The sequence below is a fragment of the Pseudodesulfovibrio sp. 5S69 genome (assembly GCF_037094465.1).
Classification (GTDB): domain Bacteria; phylum Desulfobacterota; class Desulfovibrionia; order Desulfovibrionales; family Desulfovibrionaceae; genus Pseudodesulfovibrio; species Pseudodesulfovibrio methanolicus.
Genome location: NZ_CP146609.1, coordinates 3,349,407 through 3,365,060, shown reverse-complemented (window position 1 = coordinate 3,365,060; position 15,654 = coordinate 3,349,407). Strand labels below are relative to the sequence as shown.

Below are 15,654 nucleotides of genomic sequence, written 5' to 3'. Positions count from 1 at the left end.
TTCCGCTAGGTAACTGCACATGACTCCCGCAATCAACGCGGCCAAGAAGGCCAAGATCAAGTACACGGTCCACGAATACGATCACGATCCCGCGGCCCCGTCCTTCGGGGTGGAGGCGGCGGAAAAGCTCGGCGTCCCGCCCGAGCGGGTCTTCAAAACCCTGGTGGTGGACGCGGGTGGCAGCCTGGCCGTGGCCGTGGTCCCGGTCCTGCTCAAGCTCGACCTCAAGGCCATGGCCAAGGCCCTGAAGGCCAAGAAGGCGGCCATGGCCGACGTCAAGGTGGTCGAGCGGACCACCGGCTACGTGGTCGGCGGGGTCTCCCCGCTGGGCCAGAAGAAGCGGCTGCCCACGGTGGTCGACGCGTCCGCCGAGGGGCTCGGAACCCTGTTCGTCAGTGGTGGCCGACGGGGCCTGGACATCGAACTCGCTCCGGCCGACCTGGCCGCGCTGACCCGGGCGTCCTTTGCGCCCGTGGCCCGCTAGCCCCGCTCCCAGCCGGTCCGGGGCGCTCCGGGCCTCTGCCGGTCTTTCTCCCCGGCACCTTTTTGGGGGTCCGAAAAAGCGGTTGTCATCCGTGCCCGCCTTTCATATTGTGTCCATCCGGACATAATTAAATGTCCTGGCAAACCTGGAAGTCAGAGACATCATGAGCTCATCGAACACGCTGTTTTCCGAAGAATCCGCCATCCCCGACCCGTTCCGCATCGACACCCCCCTGGAGGTCTCCGAGTACCTGCTCGACGGCCGCCTCGAACCTTGGGAAGGCGAGCTGCAACGGATCGAATCCGCCATAGAGACCGCCGTTGACGGCGTTTATGCCCCCAAGCATCTCGGCTCCTGCCCGGTCATGGACGAGGCGGCCGGGGCGGCCGCCGTGGCCTCTACCAAGAGGGCCTGGAACAACGGCATGGGGCTGTGGCCGACCCTGTCCGTGGACGCGCGCATCAAGCACGTGGAGGACTTCACCCACCGCATGATCGAGGCGCGCGATGAAGTGGTCCGCCTCATGGTCTGGGAGATCGGCAAGCCCTACAAGGAGTGCTGCGTGGAGTTCGACCGGACCATCGAGTACATCCGCGACTCCATCGACGCCCTCAAGGACTTGGACCGCGCCTCGTCGCGTTTCGTCATCGAATCCGGGATTTACGCCCAAATCCGCCGCGCGCCCCTCGGGCCGACCCTGTGCATGGGCCCGTACAACTATCCGCTGAACGAGACCTTTGCCACGCTCATCCCGGCCCTGCTCATGGGCAACCCGGTGATCATCAAGCCGCCCAGGCACGGCAAGCTGCTCTTCGCGCCGCTCATGGAGGCCTTCCGCGACTGCTTCCCGGCGGGCGTGGTCAACCTGGTCTTCGGCAACCGCAGGCTGGTCAAGCCCATCCTCGAATCCGGTGTGATCAACGTCCTGGCCTTCATCGGCTCCAGCGAGGCGGCCAACGCCATGCGGCTGCTGCACCCCAGCCCCAACCGGCTGCGCTGCATCCTCGGCCTGGGGGCCAAGAACGCGGCCGTGGTCATGGAGTCTGCGGACATGGACCTGGCCGTGTCCGAGGCCGTGTCCGGCAGCTTGTCCTTCAGCGGCCAGCGGTGCACGGCCCTCAAGATCCTCTTTGTCCATGAAAACGTGGTCGACGAGTTCATCCGCCGCTTCAACGAAGGGCTCAAGACCATGACCATCGGCATGCCCTGGGACGAGGGCGTGCGCATCACGCCCCTGCCCGAGCCGGGCAAGATCGAGTACCTGACCGACCTGGTGGCCGACGCCGAGGCGCACGGCGCCAGGGTGGTCAACCCCGGCGGCGGAGCCGTGGACCGGTCCCTGTTCCATCCCGCGGTGCTCTATCCCGTGAATGGGGAGATGAAGGTCTATCACGAGGAGCAGTTCGGCCCGGTGGTGCCCATCGTGCCGTTCAAGGACGTGGAGACCCCCATCCGCTATATCATCGAGTCCCGCTACGGGCAGCAGATGTCCATTTTCAGCGACGACGCGGCCGAGGTGGCCTCCCTGGTGGACCCCATGGTCAACCAGGTCTGCCGGGTGAACGTCAACTGCCTGTGCCAGCGCGGGCCGGACGTCTTCCCGTTCACCGGGCGCAAGGACTCGGCCGAGGGCACCCTGTCCGTGGGCGACGCCCTGCGCTGCTTCTCCATCCGCACCCTGGTGGCGGCCAAGGGCACCCCGCGCAACAAGACCCTGCTCTCGGACATCGCCCGCACACACAAGTCGAACTTCCTGAGCACGGACTTCATCATGTAAACGGACGGCCCGTCCGGGCAACGCCACAACGAATCGAGAGGCTTGGAAGGGGGACTTCCAAGCCTCTCTTTTACGGGGTCTTCGCCCGGATGCGGGCTCATCCGGATTGCTCTCCATGCATCGACAGGGGGGACCTGTCCGGAACGACTAAGCCATGCTGGCGTTGCCGGAGTCGATGATGGTCTGGATGAGCTGGTTCAGATCGGCGCTGGAGGTGATTCCCACCGTCTGATCCACCGCGTCGTGCACCGGGGCAACCCCCAGGAGGTTGACCGTGATGTCGTCGCTGCCGTCGATGTCGGAGAAGACCAGGCTGACATCATTGCTGTTGGAGGTTATCGCCACGCTCGCTCCTTCCATGTTGCCGAGCGCCAGGCGGTCGTGGTCGCTGAAGTCGGTGACGTCGATCGTGGCCGCGCCGCCGCCCAGGTAGACCGGGTCGATGACGATGACGATGACGTCGTTGCCCGCTCCTGAGGAGACGGAGTCGCCGTCCGCCGGGAAGAGGACGTCGCTGCCGTCGGTGCCGGACAGGGTGCCGGTCCCGCCGGTGGCGCTGGTCGTGTTCACGTTCAGGGAGACCTCGATGGCGGCGGTGTCGGTCCCGCCCAGGCCGTCGGACACGGTGTACACGAAGGTGTCGGTGGCGCTGTGGTCCAGGTTCTGCCAGCCGCCTTCGCCGCCAACGGCCTCGTGCGGGGTGTATGACCACTCGCCGGTCTCGTAGATCTTCAGCGAGCCGAACTCGCCGTCCACGGTGTAGTAGTCGCCGTCCAGGTCGGTGCCCGTGCTCGGGGCGTTGCCGGGCACGTTGCCGGAGTCGATGTCGGACACGGACAACTCCATGGCGCCCATGTCGCCGCTTGCCGTCGCGTCGTCGAAGGTCACGTTGTCCACGTCGTAGTCATTGGCCAGCACGTTGCCTCCGGCCGTACCCATGAGCAGGTTTTCGCCGCCGGTGACCGTGGTCAGGCTTTCCATGCCGAAGGAACCGTCCGGGATGAAGACGATAGTGTCGAAGTCGAAGCCCGGGGTGATGTGGACCGCGTTGCCCACGTTCTCGAACATGACCGGAACCCCGCCGCCGATGGGGTAGACCCAGGCGTTGACGTGGTTGTTGCCCTGGGCGATGAACTCGGTGCTGAACGAACTCTGCGGATCGTCGAACTCGAAGGTGATCTGCTCGCGGCCGTCGAGGTCGTCGACCTTCTGGCTGTCGCTCGTGCCGTTGGTGTGGATGCCCAAGTGCTGGTCGTTGCCCCAGGTGGTGAACTGGACGTCGTTGATCGGGTCGCCGTTCGCGTCGAAGGACTCGGCGGTCACGGTGTAGCCCGGACGGTAGATGACCGAGCCGGACACGCCGCTCCAGTCGTCGATGACGGTTTCCACGGTGTTGGTGATGAAGATCCCGTGCGAGCCGTCATGGACCGCGACCGGGGAGTCGTTGGCCGGGTCGATGGTGATGGTCAGGGTGGCGGTGTCGCTGAGCGCGCCGCCCGCCTGGTTGTCCGTCACGTCATAGGTGAACACGTCGGTCACGGCCGCGTTGTTCGTGTTCAGCGGATCGGTGGCCGTCTTGTCCTCGACGTAGTGGTAGGTTCCGTCGTTGTTCAGGTACAGGGTGCCGTACCGGCCCTCGATTACGTGGTCGGCGGTGTAGGCTTCGCTGACCCGCACGGGCGGGGTGCCGTCGCCCGAGTACCGGATGTCCGCGACGGACAGCTCGGCGGCCGTGTTGTCCACGTCGGTGTCGTTGGCCAGCACCGCGCCGAGCACGTCCGCAGGGGCCGCGTCGTCCACCGCTTCGGTGAAAGCGTTCACGTCCGCGTCGGCCACGGGCGCGTCATTGGAGCCGAGCACCGGGATGCGCAGGTAGGCGTAGTCGTACTTCTCGCCGTCCCACATGGAGTAGCCGAAGTCCTCGGTCGGGTTGTCCCCTATGTTCAGGGGATCGGCCTTGTCCTGGTCCAGGGCGTATTCGTAGGCGCCGTCTGCATTGATGGTCAGCGTGCCGTAGGTGCCGTTCACGGTGAAGTTGCCGTTGCCGTCCGGGGTGCCCGCATACTGGCTGGTGCCGTAGCTGTAGATACTGGTCACGCCCAGTTCGATAAGCCCGTCCGGGTCGGTGGGGAGCTGGTCCTTGTAGGCCGGGGCCAGGTCCTCGTAGCCCACGTTGTCGATGTCGGCGTCGTTGTGCAGGACGTTGCCCGCCGCTATGGCGATGCCGGCCACTTCGGAGCCCTGCTCGACGACATCGGCGGAGACGTCGTCGAGGGCCTCGGGCGGGTCGTTGGTCCCGACCACGGTGATGGTCAGGGTGGCGGTATTGCTCTCGTTGCCGTCCGGGGCCACAGCCGTATACAGGAACTGTTCGGTCACTTCCTGGCCTTCGCGCAAGGGGTCGGCCAGGGTCTCGTCCAATGCATATTCATAGGAGCCGTCGGCGTGCACGGTCAGGGTGCCGTATTGGCCGTTGACCTGGGTGCCGGTGCCGGAAACCTCTTCGGGGCCGGGGTTGTTCCCGGTGAAGTCCTGGCCGGGGAAGTCGATGGTCAGGACGGACAGCTCGGTGTCGGCCCCGCCCGTTTCGGGGTAGTCCACATTGTCGTCGTCATAGTCGTTGAGCAGCAGGTTGCCGGTCACGGAGCTGAACAGCCCCTGGCCTGCGTCATAGTGTCCGTTTTCGCCCCCGGAGCGGTTGGTGCCGCTCTCGACGATGCGGCTGACATCGCCCACGGCCACCGGGGGAATCGCCGCCGCTTCGGGAAGGTCGGTGACGATGGGGTCAATGGTCGGAAAGAGGTGCCCGTCGTACGCGTCGACCTGCGGGCCCAAGGCGTTGAGGCCGTCGAACAGGGTGCCGGGGTCGTCGGTGTATTCACCGGCGCCCGAACCGGAGGTGGCTCCGGCCGCCGCGGTCTCGATGTCCTGTTCGGTCACGGGCTGGTTGCCCTCGAAGGCGAAGAGATAGACCCCGCCTTCCACCTGCTGGCCGTCGAGCATCTCGAATACGGGCAGGGTGTTCGCTTCGGCCAGGGGCAGGTAGTCCTGCAGAATGATCGTCCCGCCGTCTTCCACGACGAGTTCAAGGTTATTGCCGTTACCGATGAATTCCGCATCCGCGAGATCAAAGGTGAACCGTACCAATGCGTCCGGCGTCAGTCGATACGACACGGACCGGCCCGCACCAGGCAGTGATACCTGGATGACAGGGGCTTGGGTGGTGCTGGTGGCGGTCATGATGTCCTCCCTTGAAGGTGTGAAAATATGTCAAGCTCGTGCTTAATTTTCTGGTCCACTTTAATATACGTGATGCCTGTGAGGGGGAACACAGTTATTAAATATTATATACTGGTATGTTATGTTGTGGATAACTGCATTAATTACGCCGCGGAGAGAAGGGGGAGGGCGGTCTCCGAAACCGCCATTTCAGCCTTTGAAGGTGGGGATTAAACAGCCCTTTAAACATTTTGTTGTGGAAAACAAAAATGGGAAAAATGAGTTTTGCACTGTCCCGTGTCTAGTTGATAATAATTATCACATTGAATTTACAACCGTATTTTCCCAATACGGAATATAACGTGTCGTATCGGGAAAAACGCCTTTCGATTTCTCCACTTTCGGCCCTTGAGAAAGCGGCGTTTTTCGGCGTCGTGAGATTGGCTGGGGTAGTGCCAAACTTGAAATAGATAAAATATATTGACAGGATTCACTGTTGAAATAGTAAGGGGTTGTCATACGGCTCTGCCGGGCGCAGCCCCGGCGGGCCGGTTCAATCGAACCGTTTGGAGGGGGCGACGATGGGGTTTGCGACGACGATGGCCACGGTAGCGGCGCGGCTTACACCGGGGCAGGACCTGCTCGCGGAGCTGGAGCGGCTGTTCGCGGAGAGCGGAGCCGCGGCGGGCTGCGTCCTGGCCTGCGTGGGCAGCCTGACCACGGCGGTCATCCGTTTCGCCGATCGGCCGGAGTCGGCCACCCTCACGGGGCATTTCGAGATCGTATCGCTGACCGGCGTGCTGTCGCCGGATGGGGCGCACTGCCACATCGCCGTCTCGGACGGCACGGGCAGGACCACCGGGGGGCACCTGATGGAGGGCTGCCGGGCCTACACCACGGCGGAGCTCGTGGTCGGCCTGCTACCGGGCGTGCGCTTCTCGCGGCCGTTCGACCCGCAGACCGGGTACCCGGAGCTGGCCGTGGAAACCATGAAACCGGAAGAGGAGTAGGGTATGAGTATTTCCGAGCAACTGAAGAAGGAATTCAGCACGTTCACCTTCGTCCTGATCGCCGTGTCCATCGTCCTGAATATCGTGGTGGGGCAACTCGTCTCCCTGCTCAAGCTGCCGGTCTTTCTCGATTCCATCGGCACGGTCCTGGTCGGCGTGCTGGCCGGGCCCTGGGCGGGCGGCCTGACCGGGCTTTTGACCAACCTGATCTGGGGCGTGATCACCTCGCCCGTGGCCGCCGCGTTCGCGCCCGTGGCCATGGTCATCGGCATCGTGGCCGGTCTGTGCGCCCGCTGGGGGCTGTTCCGCACTTGGGGGCTGGTCATTGTCAGCGGCGTGATCATCACCGTGTTCAACGCCATCGTGGCCGTGCCCATCAAGCTGTACATGTTCGGCGGCATCTCCGGCTCGGGCGCGGACTTCTTCACCGCCTACATGCTCGCCCTGGGCAACGACCTGTTCGGCTCGGTGGTGGTCACGATCTTTACCTCGAATCTGCTGGACAAGGTGGTCACGGCCCTGATCGTCTGGGGCGTGATCAAGAGCATGCCCGCACGGACCATGGCCCGGTTCCCCGGCGTGGAGGCGGTCTCCTAGCGGGACCGCTTCGGCCATGAAGAGATCCCCGTCCGGCACGACCCTCTTCGTCGAGGGCCGCTCCTTCGTCCACGCGCTCAACCCGCTGACCAAGCTGGCCTGGGTCCTGCTCGCCGGGGCCCTGGCCTACGGCGTGCCGTCGCCCACCTTCGCCGGTGAGTGGCTCGTCTGCGCCGCGCTCCTGGCCCTGAATGGCTGCCTGCTGTTCACGGCCGGGGCCGGGACCAGGGCGTGGAGGGTGTTCTGGCGGATCATGCTCCCGCTCATGCTCTTCATGCTTCCCATCCACGGGCTGCTCTACCCCGGCAACCGCACCGCGATCGCCGCCTGGCACGGGATCGCCCTGTACCGCGAGGGGCTCGTCTTCGCCGGAACCGTGCTGCTCCAGGTGGCCGTGGTCCTGTCCGCCTCCCTGCTCTTCGTTCTGTGCACCCACCCGGCGGACATGGTCACGGCCGTGACTCAGGCCGGGTGGTCGCCCAAGCTGGCCTTCCTGGTGGGCAGCCCGCTGCTCCTGCTCCCGGCCATGCGGGCCCGCGCGGCCACGGTCCAGGCGGCCCAGCGGGCGCGCGGCCTGGACTCCGAGGGCAGGATATTCAGGCGCGCGAAGGGGTTGGTCCCCCTGGTCAAGCCGTTCCTGCTCGGCGCGATCATGGACATCGAGCAGCGCGCCGTGGCCCTTGAGGTACGCGGCTTCAACTCGCGCTCCCCCCGCACCGCCTGGCGGGAGGTGCCCGATTCCACGGCCCAGCGATGGGCCCGCCGGGTCATGCTGGCCGCCTGCCTGGGTGTGGCCGTGTACTGGATTGTTGTAAAAACGGGCCTCGGCGCATAGGCTGGCCGGAAACGCCTGCGCGGTGCGGTGTTAGCGCCCGCCAGAAGACAAAAGGAGTCCCATGTCCGACACCGATTGGAACCTGCGACAGACCTTCACCTTCCAGGGACGGGAGGTGGCCTGCGACGTCCTGGGGCAGGGAGAGCCCCTGGTCCTGGTCCACGGCACGCCCTGGTCCTCGTTCAACCTGCGCCATCTGGCCCGAGGCCTGGCCGACTCCTTCCGGGTCCACCTGTTCGACCTGCTCGGCTACGGGCAGTCGGACAAGTCGGACAACGACGTCTCCCTCGGGGTGCAGAATCGGCTCCTGGCCGCCCTGATCCGGTTCTGGGGGCTGGAGCGCCCGGTCATCGTCGGGCACGATTTCGGGGGCACGACCGTTCTGCGCACCCATCTGCTGGACAAGGTCGACTTCCGGAAAATCGCGCTCATCGACCCGGTGGCCGTCTCGCCGTGGGGGTCGCCGTTCTTCCGTCATGTCCGGGAGCATGAGGCGGCCTTTGCCGGGCTGCCCGGCTACATCCATGAGGCGGTGGTCAGGGCCTATGTGGGATCCGCCGCGGTTTCGCCCCTCTCCGAAGAGACCCTGGCCGGAATCGTGGCCCCCTGGACGGGCGCGGAGGGCCAGGCCGCCTTCTACCGGCAGATGGCCCAGGCCGACAGCCGGTACACCGACGAGGTCCAGGACCTGTACCCGTCCATCGAACGGCCGGTGCTCATCCTGTGGGGCAGGCAGGACGCCTGGATCCCGGCGGAAAAGGGCCGTCTGCTCAACCGGATGATTCCCGGCTCGACCCTGGTGGAGCTGCCCGGGACCGGGCACCTGGTCATCGAGGAGCGGCCGGACGCCCTGGTGCGCGAGATCAAGACCTTTTTCCTGAGCTGAGCCATGGTCCCGGACATCTCCCTCGACAATCTCGCCTACACCTACCCGGCGGCGGACAGCCCCGCCCTGGACGGCATCACCCTCGACATCGAGGAAGGCTCGTTCACGGCGATTGTGGGCCGCAACAACGCGGGCAAGACCTCCCTGTGCTACGCCCTGGCCGGGGTCATCCCGCACCTCTACGGCGGGGACATGGCCGGGCGGGTCCTGGTGGGCGGCCTGGACACGCGGGAGTCCGACGTGGCCGATCTGGCCCTGCGCGTGGGGCTGGTCATGCAGAACCCGGCCAGCCAGTTCTCGGGCGCGCGCTTCACCGTGTTCGAGGAGGTCGCCTTCGGCCTGGAGAACCGGGGCGTGGCGCGCGACCTCATGGCCGAACACGTGGAGCGGGCCCTGCGGCTGGCCGGGATAGAGGACCTGGCCCAGCGTTCGCCCGCGCGGCTATCGGGCGGCCAGCAGCAGAAGGTCGCCCTGGCCTCGGTCCTGGTCGGCGACCCCGAGGTCCTGGTCCTGGACGAGCCGACCACTTTTCTCGATCCGTGCGGCACGGCCGGGATCTTCGAGACCCTGGACGGCCTGTGCCGCGAGGGGCGCACCGTGGTCCTGGCCGAGCACCGGCTGGAGTGGATCGCCCGGTTCGCGGACCGGGTCCTGGTCCTGGAGGGCGGACGCGTCGTCCTGGACGGCCCGCCCGCCGAGGTCCTGGTCTCGGCCGCACTGGCCCGCACCGGGTTGTCCGGCAACCGCTACACCGAGGTGGCCAGGCTGGCTCGTGAACTCGACATGTGGGACGCGGACCGCCCCCCGGCGGTCACCCTGGAACACACCGTGGCCGGACTTGAGGCCGGGCGGAAGGGCACGCGCTGATGTTGGCGGAACTGCGCGGCGTGACCTTCGCCTATCCCGGCGGCGTGGAGGCCCTGTGCGACGTGTCCCTGTCCATCGGGGCCGGGGAGCGCATCGCCCTGGTGGGCCACAACGGCTCGGGCAAGTCCACCCTGGCCCGGCACCTGAACGGCCTGCTCCGGCCGTCATCGGGCGAGGTGCTGCTCGACGGGCAGCCCACGGCGGGCCTGCCGGTGGCCGCGCTGGCAGGCAAGGCGGCTTTGCTTTTCCAGAATCCTGACGATCAGATCTGCAAGGGGCGGGTGGCCGACGAGGTCGCCTTCGGCCCGCGCAACCTCGGTTTTTCGCCCGAGCACACCGCCACGCTCGCGGCCGATGCCCTGGCCCTGTTCGGCCTGGACGGGCGGGAGGCGGCCAACCCCTACGACCTGGGACTGTCCGAGCGCAAACGGCTGGCGCTGGCCTCGGTGGTGGCCATGGACACGCCCCTGCTGGTCCTGGACGAGCCCACGGCTGGGCTGGACTCCTTCGAGACCGGGCTGCTGGCCTCGGCCCTGGACCGGCTCGGCGAGCGGGGCAGGGCGGTGGTGCTCATCAGCCACGACATGGACTTCGTGGCCGAGAACTGCGACCGCGCGGTCTGCCTGGAGTCCGGGCGGCTGCGCTTCGACGGCCCCGTGGCCGAGCTGTTCACCCGCGGAGAGCTGCTTGAATCCTGCGGCCTGCTGCCGTGCCAGGTGGCCCGGCTCTGCGCCCGTTTCGCGGTCCGTCCGGCGCGGTTCACGCCCGGAGCGTTTCTGGCCGCCCTGCGTGCCGGGGGAGCGGCGTCCGGCGCGGAATAACGCGAGGCGAAAAAGGTGCGCGGCACCCCCGCGATTTCTGTTTACCTCCCTGAAAACCGGGTATATGGGAGTGCCATTCTCGGGCGCGTGATCGCGGCCCGGGTGGCCTGCAACTTCGGGAGGCTTCATGAGCCTTGCGTGCGAGACGCCAGCCGTCTCCTTTCCTTCCTCTTCCGTCCGCCCGGCGACCCTGGACGACCTGCCCCTGTTCGAGGCCTGCGAACGGACCGGATTCAGCGAGAACCGGCGCGCCTCCAAAGCCAGCCTGCGCCACAGCCTCACCAGCCCGTCCCAACTGGCACTGGTCATCGAGGGCAGGCCCAGGCGCCGGAAACCGGTTCCGGCCGGGTGCGCCGTGGTCTTCCAGTACAAGCGGTCCCTGCGGGTCTATTCCCTGGCCATCCTCAAGGAATACCGCATGCTCGGCCTGGGCGAGGCCCTGGTCCGGCATATCGTGGAGTTTGCCGCCAGCCACGGGTACGAGCGCGTCACCCTCGAAGCGGACATGAACAATCCCAAGCTGGTCAACTGGTACCGCAAGTTCGGCTTCGAGCCGGTGCGTTCCCTGCCGGACTACTACGGCCCGGCCGAGCCCGCCGTGCGCATGGTCCTGTCGCCCGCGAGCCGCGACGGGTCGCCCGAGAGCGTGGTCATCGTGGTGGACGAGCCGGGCCGGGTCAGGGACTGCTGCCCCGGCGTCCAGTTCTGCTCGGCCACGGACTACCTGGCGGACACCAACTACGCCGGGTCCAACCGGTTCCACGTCCTGAACCTGTGCACCTCCTACAAGACGCATTCCATGGGCTACTACGTCTCCCTGCTGGCCACGGCCCGGAACCACCGCGTGACCCCGTCGGTCATGACCGTGAAGGACGTGACCACGCCGCTGGTGGCCCAGAGCCTGCTCGACGAGATCAAGGACGCCCTCCACCCTCGGTCGATGCCGGGCAAGGGCGCGCTCCTGGAGCTGACCATTATCCTCGGGCGCACCCCGGACCCGTGCCGGGCGGAACTGGCCCGCAAGCTTTTTTCCCTGTTCGCCATTCCGTTCTTCACCATCACCATGGAACGCCAGGAGGACGGCTGGAAGTTCCGCAAGGTCAAGCTCCTGCACCTTCGGCAGGTGGCCAGGCAGTGGCCCGAACTGCTGCGCACCGCCCTGGAGGCCTTCTGCCTGAAGAAGCGCTACAACCGGCCCAGGCTCAAAAGCTACCAGTACGACCTGGCCATCCTGGCCGACGCGGCCGAACCCACGCCGCCGTCCAGCCCCATGGCCCTGGAGAAATTTCGCAAGGCCGCGGAAAAGGTGGGCTTCTTCGTGGAGTTCATCACCAAGGCGGACCACCGGCGCATCTGTGAGTTCGACGCCCTGTTCATCCGCGAGACCACGGCCATGGACAACCACACCTACGCCATGTCCCGGCACGCCTACACCGAAGGACTGGTGGTCGTGGACGACCCGTGGTCCATCATGTTGTGCTCCAACAAGGTCTATCTCCAGGAGCGGCTGGCCCACGCCGGTGTCAACCAGCCGCGCGGCTGGCACCTGACGCGCAAGGAGTGCACGCCCAAGTTCCTGAGCACCCTGCCCCTGCCCCTGGTCCTGAAGCTGCCCGAGAGCTCCTTTTCCCTGGGCGTGTTCCGGGTCTCCTCGGTGGAGGAGTTGGGCGACAAGCTGGTCGACATGTTCAAGCATACGGACCTGGTCATCGCCCAGGAGTTTCTGGTCTCGGCCTTCGACTGGCGGGTGGGGCTTCTCGACAACGAGCCGCTCTTCGCCTGCAAGTACTACATGGCCAATAACCACTGGCAGATCTACAACTGGCAGGAGAGCGAGGACCAGGACGGCGACGGCTTCAGCGGCCGGTCCGAGACCATGTCCGTGGACAGGGTCCCGCCCCACATCCTCAAGGCGGCCATCCAGGCCTCGTCCCTCATCGGCAACGGCTTCTACGGGGTGGACCTCAAGGACATGGGCGGCAAGGCCTACGTCATCGAGGTCAACGACAACCCCAACGTGGACGCGGGCATCGAGGACCTGGTCCTGGGGGACGAACTCTACGAGCGCATCATGCGTTCCATCTACAACCGCATCGAGGCCGAGCGGCACCAGGTGCGCTACATCTATTAGACGAGGCCGCAGATGATCCATCCCAACACCAGGGTCCTGTCCGGGGACCCGGCCATCGGCGTCGGCGTGTTCGCCACCGCCCCCATCCCCAGAGGGACCATCGTGGTGGTCCGGGACCGGTTCGACGTGACCATGAGCCGCGAGGCCTTCTTCGCCCTGCCCGAACCCCAGCGCGCGGCCATGGAGACCTACATGTACCATGACAAATGCGGCAACCTGGTCCTGAGCTGGGACCATGCCCGGTACATGAATCACAACTGCCACCCGACCACCATGATGACCGATTACGGACTCGAAATCGCGGTGCGCGACATCGCGGCCGGTGAGGAACTGACCACCGAGTACGGGCTGCTCAACATCCAGGAGCCCTACGCCATCTGCTGCGGCTGCGTGGACTGCCGCGAGCACCTGCGGCTGGACGACATCGACGTCTACGGCCACGATTGGGATGAGCGCGTCCAGGAGAGTCTCAGGCGCGTCCCGTCGGTCGGCCAGCCCCTGCTGCCCCTGCTCCCGGGGGAGGCGCGCGTCCGGCTGGAGGATTTCCTGGCGGGCAGGGCGGGCTATTCGTCGGTGCGCAACCTCAAGTGGCTGGCCGAGCCGGTCTGCGGATAGTTTGGGGCCGGTTCGATTTTTCCCACCGGGGCGGGACGTTTCCTCACGGAAGCGTCCCGCCCTTTACTTTCCGCGTGAATGTGCGAGGATGGACGGAAAGGGTCCGCTTCGGGCGGGCCGTCAACCTGGAAAACCATACCTGGAGCAGACAAGTGACCCGACAGGCATATGACGTGATCGTGATAGGTTCCGGCCCTGCGGGCGGCATTGTCGCCCGCAGGCTCGGCGAGGCCGGGCTGGACGTGGCCGTGGTGGAGAAGGACGGCTGGGGCGGGGTGTGCCCGCTGCGCGGGTGCGAGCCCAAGAAGACCCTGGCCGACATGAGTCACGAGATCCTGCGGGTACGCGACACGGCCGCCCACGGCGTGGCCGGGAACGTGCGTGTGGACTGGGCTTCGCTTATGCGCTTCAAGCATTCGGTCATCGACCCCATCTCGGGCCGGGTCTTCGACTCCTTCCACGGCCGGGGCATCACCACCATCCAGGGCGAGGCCCGGTTCACCGGCCCGGATACGGTGGAGGTGGAGGAGCTCGGGCCCCTCACGGCCCGGCACATCGTCGTGGCCTCCGGGGCCGTGCCGCGCAAGCTCGGCATCCCCGGCGAAAGCCTTCTGCTGAGCAGCGACCGCTTCCTCGACCTGGAAAATCTGCCCGAGTCCATGCTTTTCATCGGCGGCGGGTTCATCTCTTTCGAGTTCGCCTGCATCGCGGCCGCGGCCGGGGCCAGGGCGACCATCCTGCACCGTAGTCACCGCGTGCTCAAGGGGTTCGACGAGAGCCTCGGCCGCAAGCTGGTCCAGGCCATGCGGGACCAGGGCGTGGCCGTGCATACCGACCACCCGGTCAAGGCGGTGGAGCCGTTCGAGGACGGCGTGCGCGTCATCGTGTCAGGACCGGACGATGTGGAGATGGAGTTCGTGGCCGCCGCCGCGGTGAGCGGCACGGGCCGCGTGCCCGACCTGGACGGCCTGGACCTGGGCAAGGCGGGCGTGGAAAGCGGCGAGCGCGGCATCAAGGTGGACGAGTACATGCGCAGCGTGTCCAATCCCGTGGTCTTCGGCGCGGGCGACTGCGTGGAGCCGGGCCATCCCCTGACGCCGGTGGCCGCCCTGCAGGCCGACACCGTGGTCCGCAACATTCTCGACGAGGGTTCGGCCCGGTCCGACCTCTCGGGCACGGCGGGCGCGGTCTTCACCCACCCGACACTGGCCTGCGCCGGACTCCTGGAAGAGCAGGCCAGCGAGCAGGGATACGATTTCAAGGTTTTTGAAGGCGACGCGGCCAAGTGGTCCGAGCACCACCGGCTCGGCATGGCCCACGCGGGCTACCGGGTTCTGGTGGAGCGGGGCACGGGCCGCATTCTCGGGGCGCACTACCTGGGCGCGCACGCCGAGGAGGTCGTCAATATCTTCGGCATGGCCATCCGCCATTCACTGACCCGCGAGGATCTCCTGGCCCAGCCGTGGGCCTATCCGTCCTTCGGGTATACCGTGAGGTACATGCTGGGATGACCGACGATACGCAGGCGCCCCGATTCACGGTCAGGGGGGATATCGTCGAGGACTGCCTGACCGGGTTGTCCTGGCCCCGGCTGGCCCAGCCATTCGAGACCGGGCTGTCCTGGCCCGAAGCGTTCCAGGCCATCGAGGCCATGAACCGCGAAAAGCGTTTCGGCTTCGCGGATTGGCGGCTGCCCAACCGGCGCGAGCTCTATTCCCTGGTCGACCACGGCGGGCGCGAACCGGCCCTGCCGCCCGGTCATCCCTTCGAGCACGTCTGGGCGGGCAAGTGCTGGACCTCGACCACCTCGGCCCGGGACCATGCCTACGCCTGGTGGGTGCAGTTCAGCGGCGGGCGCATGTTCTTCGGGCGCAAGGTGGACGACGCGGTGGTCTGGCCCGTGCGCGGTGAATCCGAGGTCTTGTGGGCCACCGGTCAGACCGGCTGTTTCGGCGCGGACGGCGGCCCCGAGGACTGTGCCGGGAGCGGCCAGGACGGGGCGCTGCGCAGGGGCCGCCCATGGCCCGAGCCGAGGTTTCGGGAAAACGGCGGCGAGGTCGAGGATCGCATGACCGGCCTGATCTGGCGCAGGGAGACAGACCTGGCCGGGGGCATGGTCGACCGGGAGGCGGCGGGCCGGGCCGTGGAGGCGCTGGCCACCGAGTCCGGGCTCGCCTGGCGGCTGCCCGCCATCATGGAACTGGAATCCCTGACCGACTGCTCGCGGGCCGACCCGGCCCTGCCCGAAGGGCATCCCTTCACGGCCGTGCGAGAGGCTTACTGGTCGGCCACGGACAGCGGCTACGATCCCACGTGGTCGTTCTGCTACTATCTGCACAAGGGCGCGGTCGGCGTCGGCTTCAAGGCGCGCGCCGAATTCCACGTCTGGGCAGTGCGTTCGGACTGAGCCGG

General features: G+C 66.6%; 13 protein-coding genes. 12 read left to right on the top strand and 1 reads right to left on the bottom strand.

What is annotated here, in order from left to right; all coding sequences use genetic code 11:
- Positions 1–19: 19 nt before the first annotated feature.
- Complete coding sequence (ybaK, locus tag V8V93_RS16010) at positions 20–484, top strand: Cys-tRNA(Pro) deacylase (RefSeq protein WP_338667608.1); 465 nt, start codon at positions 20–22, stop codon at positions 482–484.
- Positions 485–647: 163 nt separating this feature from the next.
- A complete protein-coding gene (locus V8V93_RS16005) occupies positions 648–2,261 on the top strand; it encodes an NADP-dependent glyceraldehyde-3-phosphate dehydrogenase (protein ID WP_338667606.1) in 1,614 nt (537 codons plus the stop codon).
- Positions 2,262–2,408: 147 nt separating this feature from the next.
- Here V8V93_RS16005 and V8V93_RS16000 read toward each other — a convergent pair whose 3' ends face one another.
- Positions 2,409–5,501 (bottom strand): VCBS domain-containing protein, encoded by a 3,093-nt coding sequence (locus tag V8V93_RS16000; protein WP_338667605.1) that lies wholly within the window; start codon positions 5,499–5,501, stop codon positions 2,409–2,411.
- A 560-nt stretch (positions 5,502–6,061) separates the two neighbouring features.
- On the opposite strand from V8V93_RS16000, the gene V8V93_RS15995 reads away from it, so the two are divergent.
- From V8V93_RS15995 to V8V93_RS15950, 10 genes are all read left to right on the top strand, one after another.
- Complete coding sequence (locus tag V8V93_RS15995; protein ID WP_338667604.1) at positions 6,062–6,490, top strand: PPC domain-containing DNA-binding protein; 429 nt, start codon at positions 6,062–6,064, stop codon at positions 6,488–6,490.
- A 3-nt stretch (positions 6,491–6,493) separates the two neighbouring features.
- On the top strand, positions 6,494–7,087 hold the full coding sequence (locus V8V93_RS15990; RefSeq protein ID WP_338667603.1) for an ECF transporter S component: 594 nt from the start codon (positions 6,494–6,496) through the stop codon (positions 7,085–7,087).
- 16 nt (positions 7,088–7,103) lie between these two features.
- Positions 7,104–7,922 (top strand): energy-coupling factor transporter transmembrane component T family protein, encoded by an 819-nt coding sequence (locus V8V93_RS15985; RefSeq protein WP_338667602.1) that lies wholly within the window; start codon positions 7,104–7,106, stop codon positions 7,920–7,922.
- Between the two features lie 61 nt (positions 7,923–7,983).
- Complete coding sequence (locus tag V8V93_RS15980; RefSeq protein ID WP_338667601.1) at positions 7,984–8,808, top strand: alpha/beta fold hydrolase; 825 nt, start codon at positions 7,984–7,986, stop codon at positions 8,806–8,808.
- A 3-nt stretch (positions 8,809–8,811) separates the two neighbouring features.
- The gene (locus tag V8V93_RS15975; protein ID WP_338667600.1) at positions 8,812–9,675 is read left to right on the top strand and encodes an energy-coupling factor ABC transporter ATP-binding protein; all 864 of its coding nucleotides are present in this window, start codon (positions 8,812–8,814) and stop codon (positions 9,673–9,675) included.
- Positions 9,675–10,496 (top strand): energy-coupling factor ABC transporter ATP-binding protein, encoded by an 822-nt coding sequence (locus V8V93_RS15970; protein ID WP_338667599.1) that lies wholly within the window; start codon positions 9,675–9,677, stop codon positions 10,494–10,496. The genes V8V93_RS15975 and V8V93_RS15970 overlap by 1 nt, the downstream gene beginning before the upstream one ends.
- Positions 10,497–10,623: 127 nt before the next feature.
- The gene (locus V8V93_RS15965; protein WP_338667598.1) at positions 10,624–12,627 is read left to right on the top strand and encodes a GNAT family N-acetyltransferase; all 2,004 of its coding nucleotides are present in this window, start codon (positions 10,624–10,626) and stop codon (positions 12,625–12,627) included.
- A 12-nt stretch (positions 12,628–12,639) separates the two neighbouring features.
- A complete protein-coding gene (locus tag V8V93_RS15960; protein WP_338667597.1) occupies positions 12,640–13,242 on the top strand; it encodes an SET domain-containing protein in 603 nt (200 codons plus the stop codon).
- 152 nt (positions 13,243–13,394) lie between these two features.
- Positions 13,395–14,753 (top strand): dihydrolipoyl dehydrogenase family protein, encoded by a 1,359-nt coding sequence (locus V8V93_RS15955; protein ID WP_338667596.1) that lies wholly within the window; start codon positions 13,395–13,397, stop codon positions 14,751–14,753.
- Positions 14,750–15,649 carry a DUF1566 domain-containing protein gene (locus tag V8V93_RS15950; protein WP_338667595.1) on the top strand — a complete coding sequence of 300 codons (900 nt, stop codon included), beginning with the start codon at positions 14,750–14,752 and terminating at the stop codon, positions 15,647–15,649. Before V8V93_RS15955 ends, V8V93_RS15950 begins: the two co-directional genes overlap by 4 nt.
- The last annotated feature ends 5 nt before the right edge of the window (positions 15,650–15,654 follow it).

Coding starts and splice junctions, on each gene's coding strand:
- ybaK (WP_338667608.1), top strand. CDS start 20: ATGACTCCCGCAATCAACGCGGCCAAGAAGGCCAAGATCAAGTACACG.
- V8V93_RS16005 (WP_338667606.1), top strand. CDS start 648: ATGAGCTCATCGAACACGCTGTTTTCCGAAGAATCCGCCATCCCCGAC.
- V8V93_RS16000 (WP_338667605.1), bottom strand. CDS start 5,501: ATGACCGCCACCAGCACCACCCAAGCCCCTGTCATCCAGGTATCACTG.
- V8V93_RS15995 (WP_338667604.1), top strand. CDS start 6,062: ATGGGGTTTGCGACGACGATGGCCACGGTAGCGGCGCGGCTTACACCG.
- V8V93_RS15990 (WP_338667603.1), top strand. CDS start 6,494: ATGAGTATTTCCGAGCAACTGAAGAAGGAATTCAGCACGTTCACCTTC.
- V8V93_RS15985 (WP_338667602.1), top strand. CDS start 7,104: ATGAAGAGATCCCCGTCCGGCACGACCCTCTTCGTCGAGGGCCGCTCC.
- V8V93_RS15980 (WP_338667601.1), top strand. CDS start 7,984: ATGTCCGACACCGATTGGAACCTGCGACAGACCTTCACCTTCCAGGGA.
- V8V93_RS15975 (WP_338667600.1), top strand. CDS start 8,812: ATGGTCCCGGACATCTCCCTCGACAATCTCGCCTACACCTACCCGGCG.
- V8V93_RS15970 (WP_338667599.1), top strand. CDS start 9,675: ATGTTGGCGGAACTGCGCGGCGTGACCTTCGCCTATCCCGGCGGCGTG.
- V8V93_RS15965 (WP_338667598.1), top strand. CDS start 10,624: ATGAGCCTTGCGTGCGAGACGCCAGCCGTCTCCTTTCCTTCCTCTTCC.
- V8V93_RS15960 (WP_338667597.1), top strand. CDS start 12,640: ATGATCCATCCCAACACCAGGGTCCTGTCCGGGGACCCGGCCATCGGC.
- V8V93_RS15950 (WP_338667595.1), top strand. CDS start 14,750: ATGACCGACGATACGCAGGCGCCCCGATTCACGGTCAGGGGGGATATC.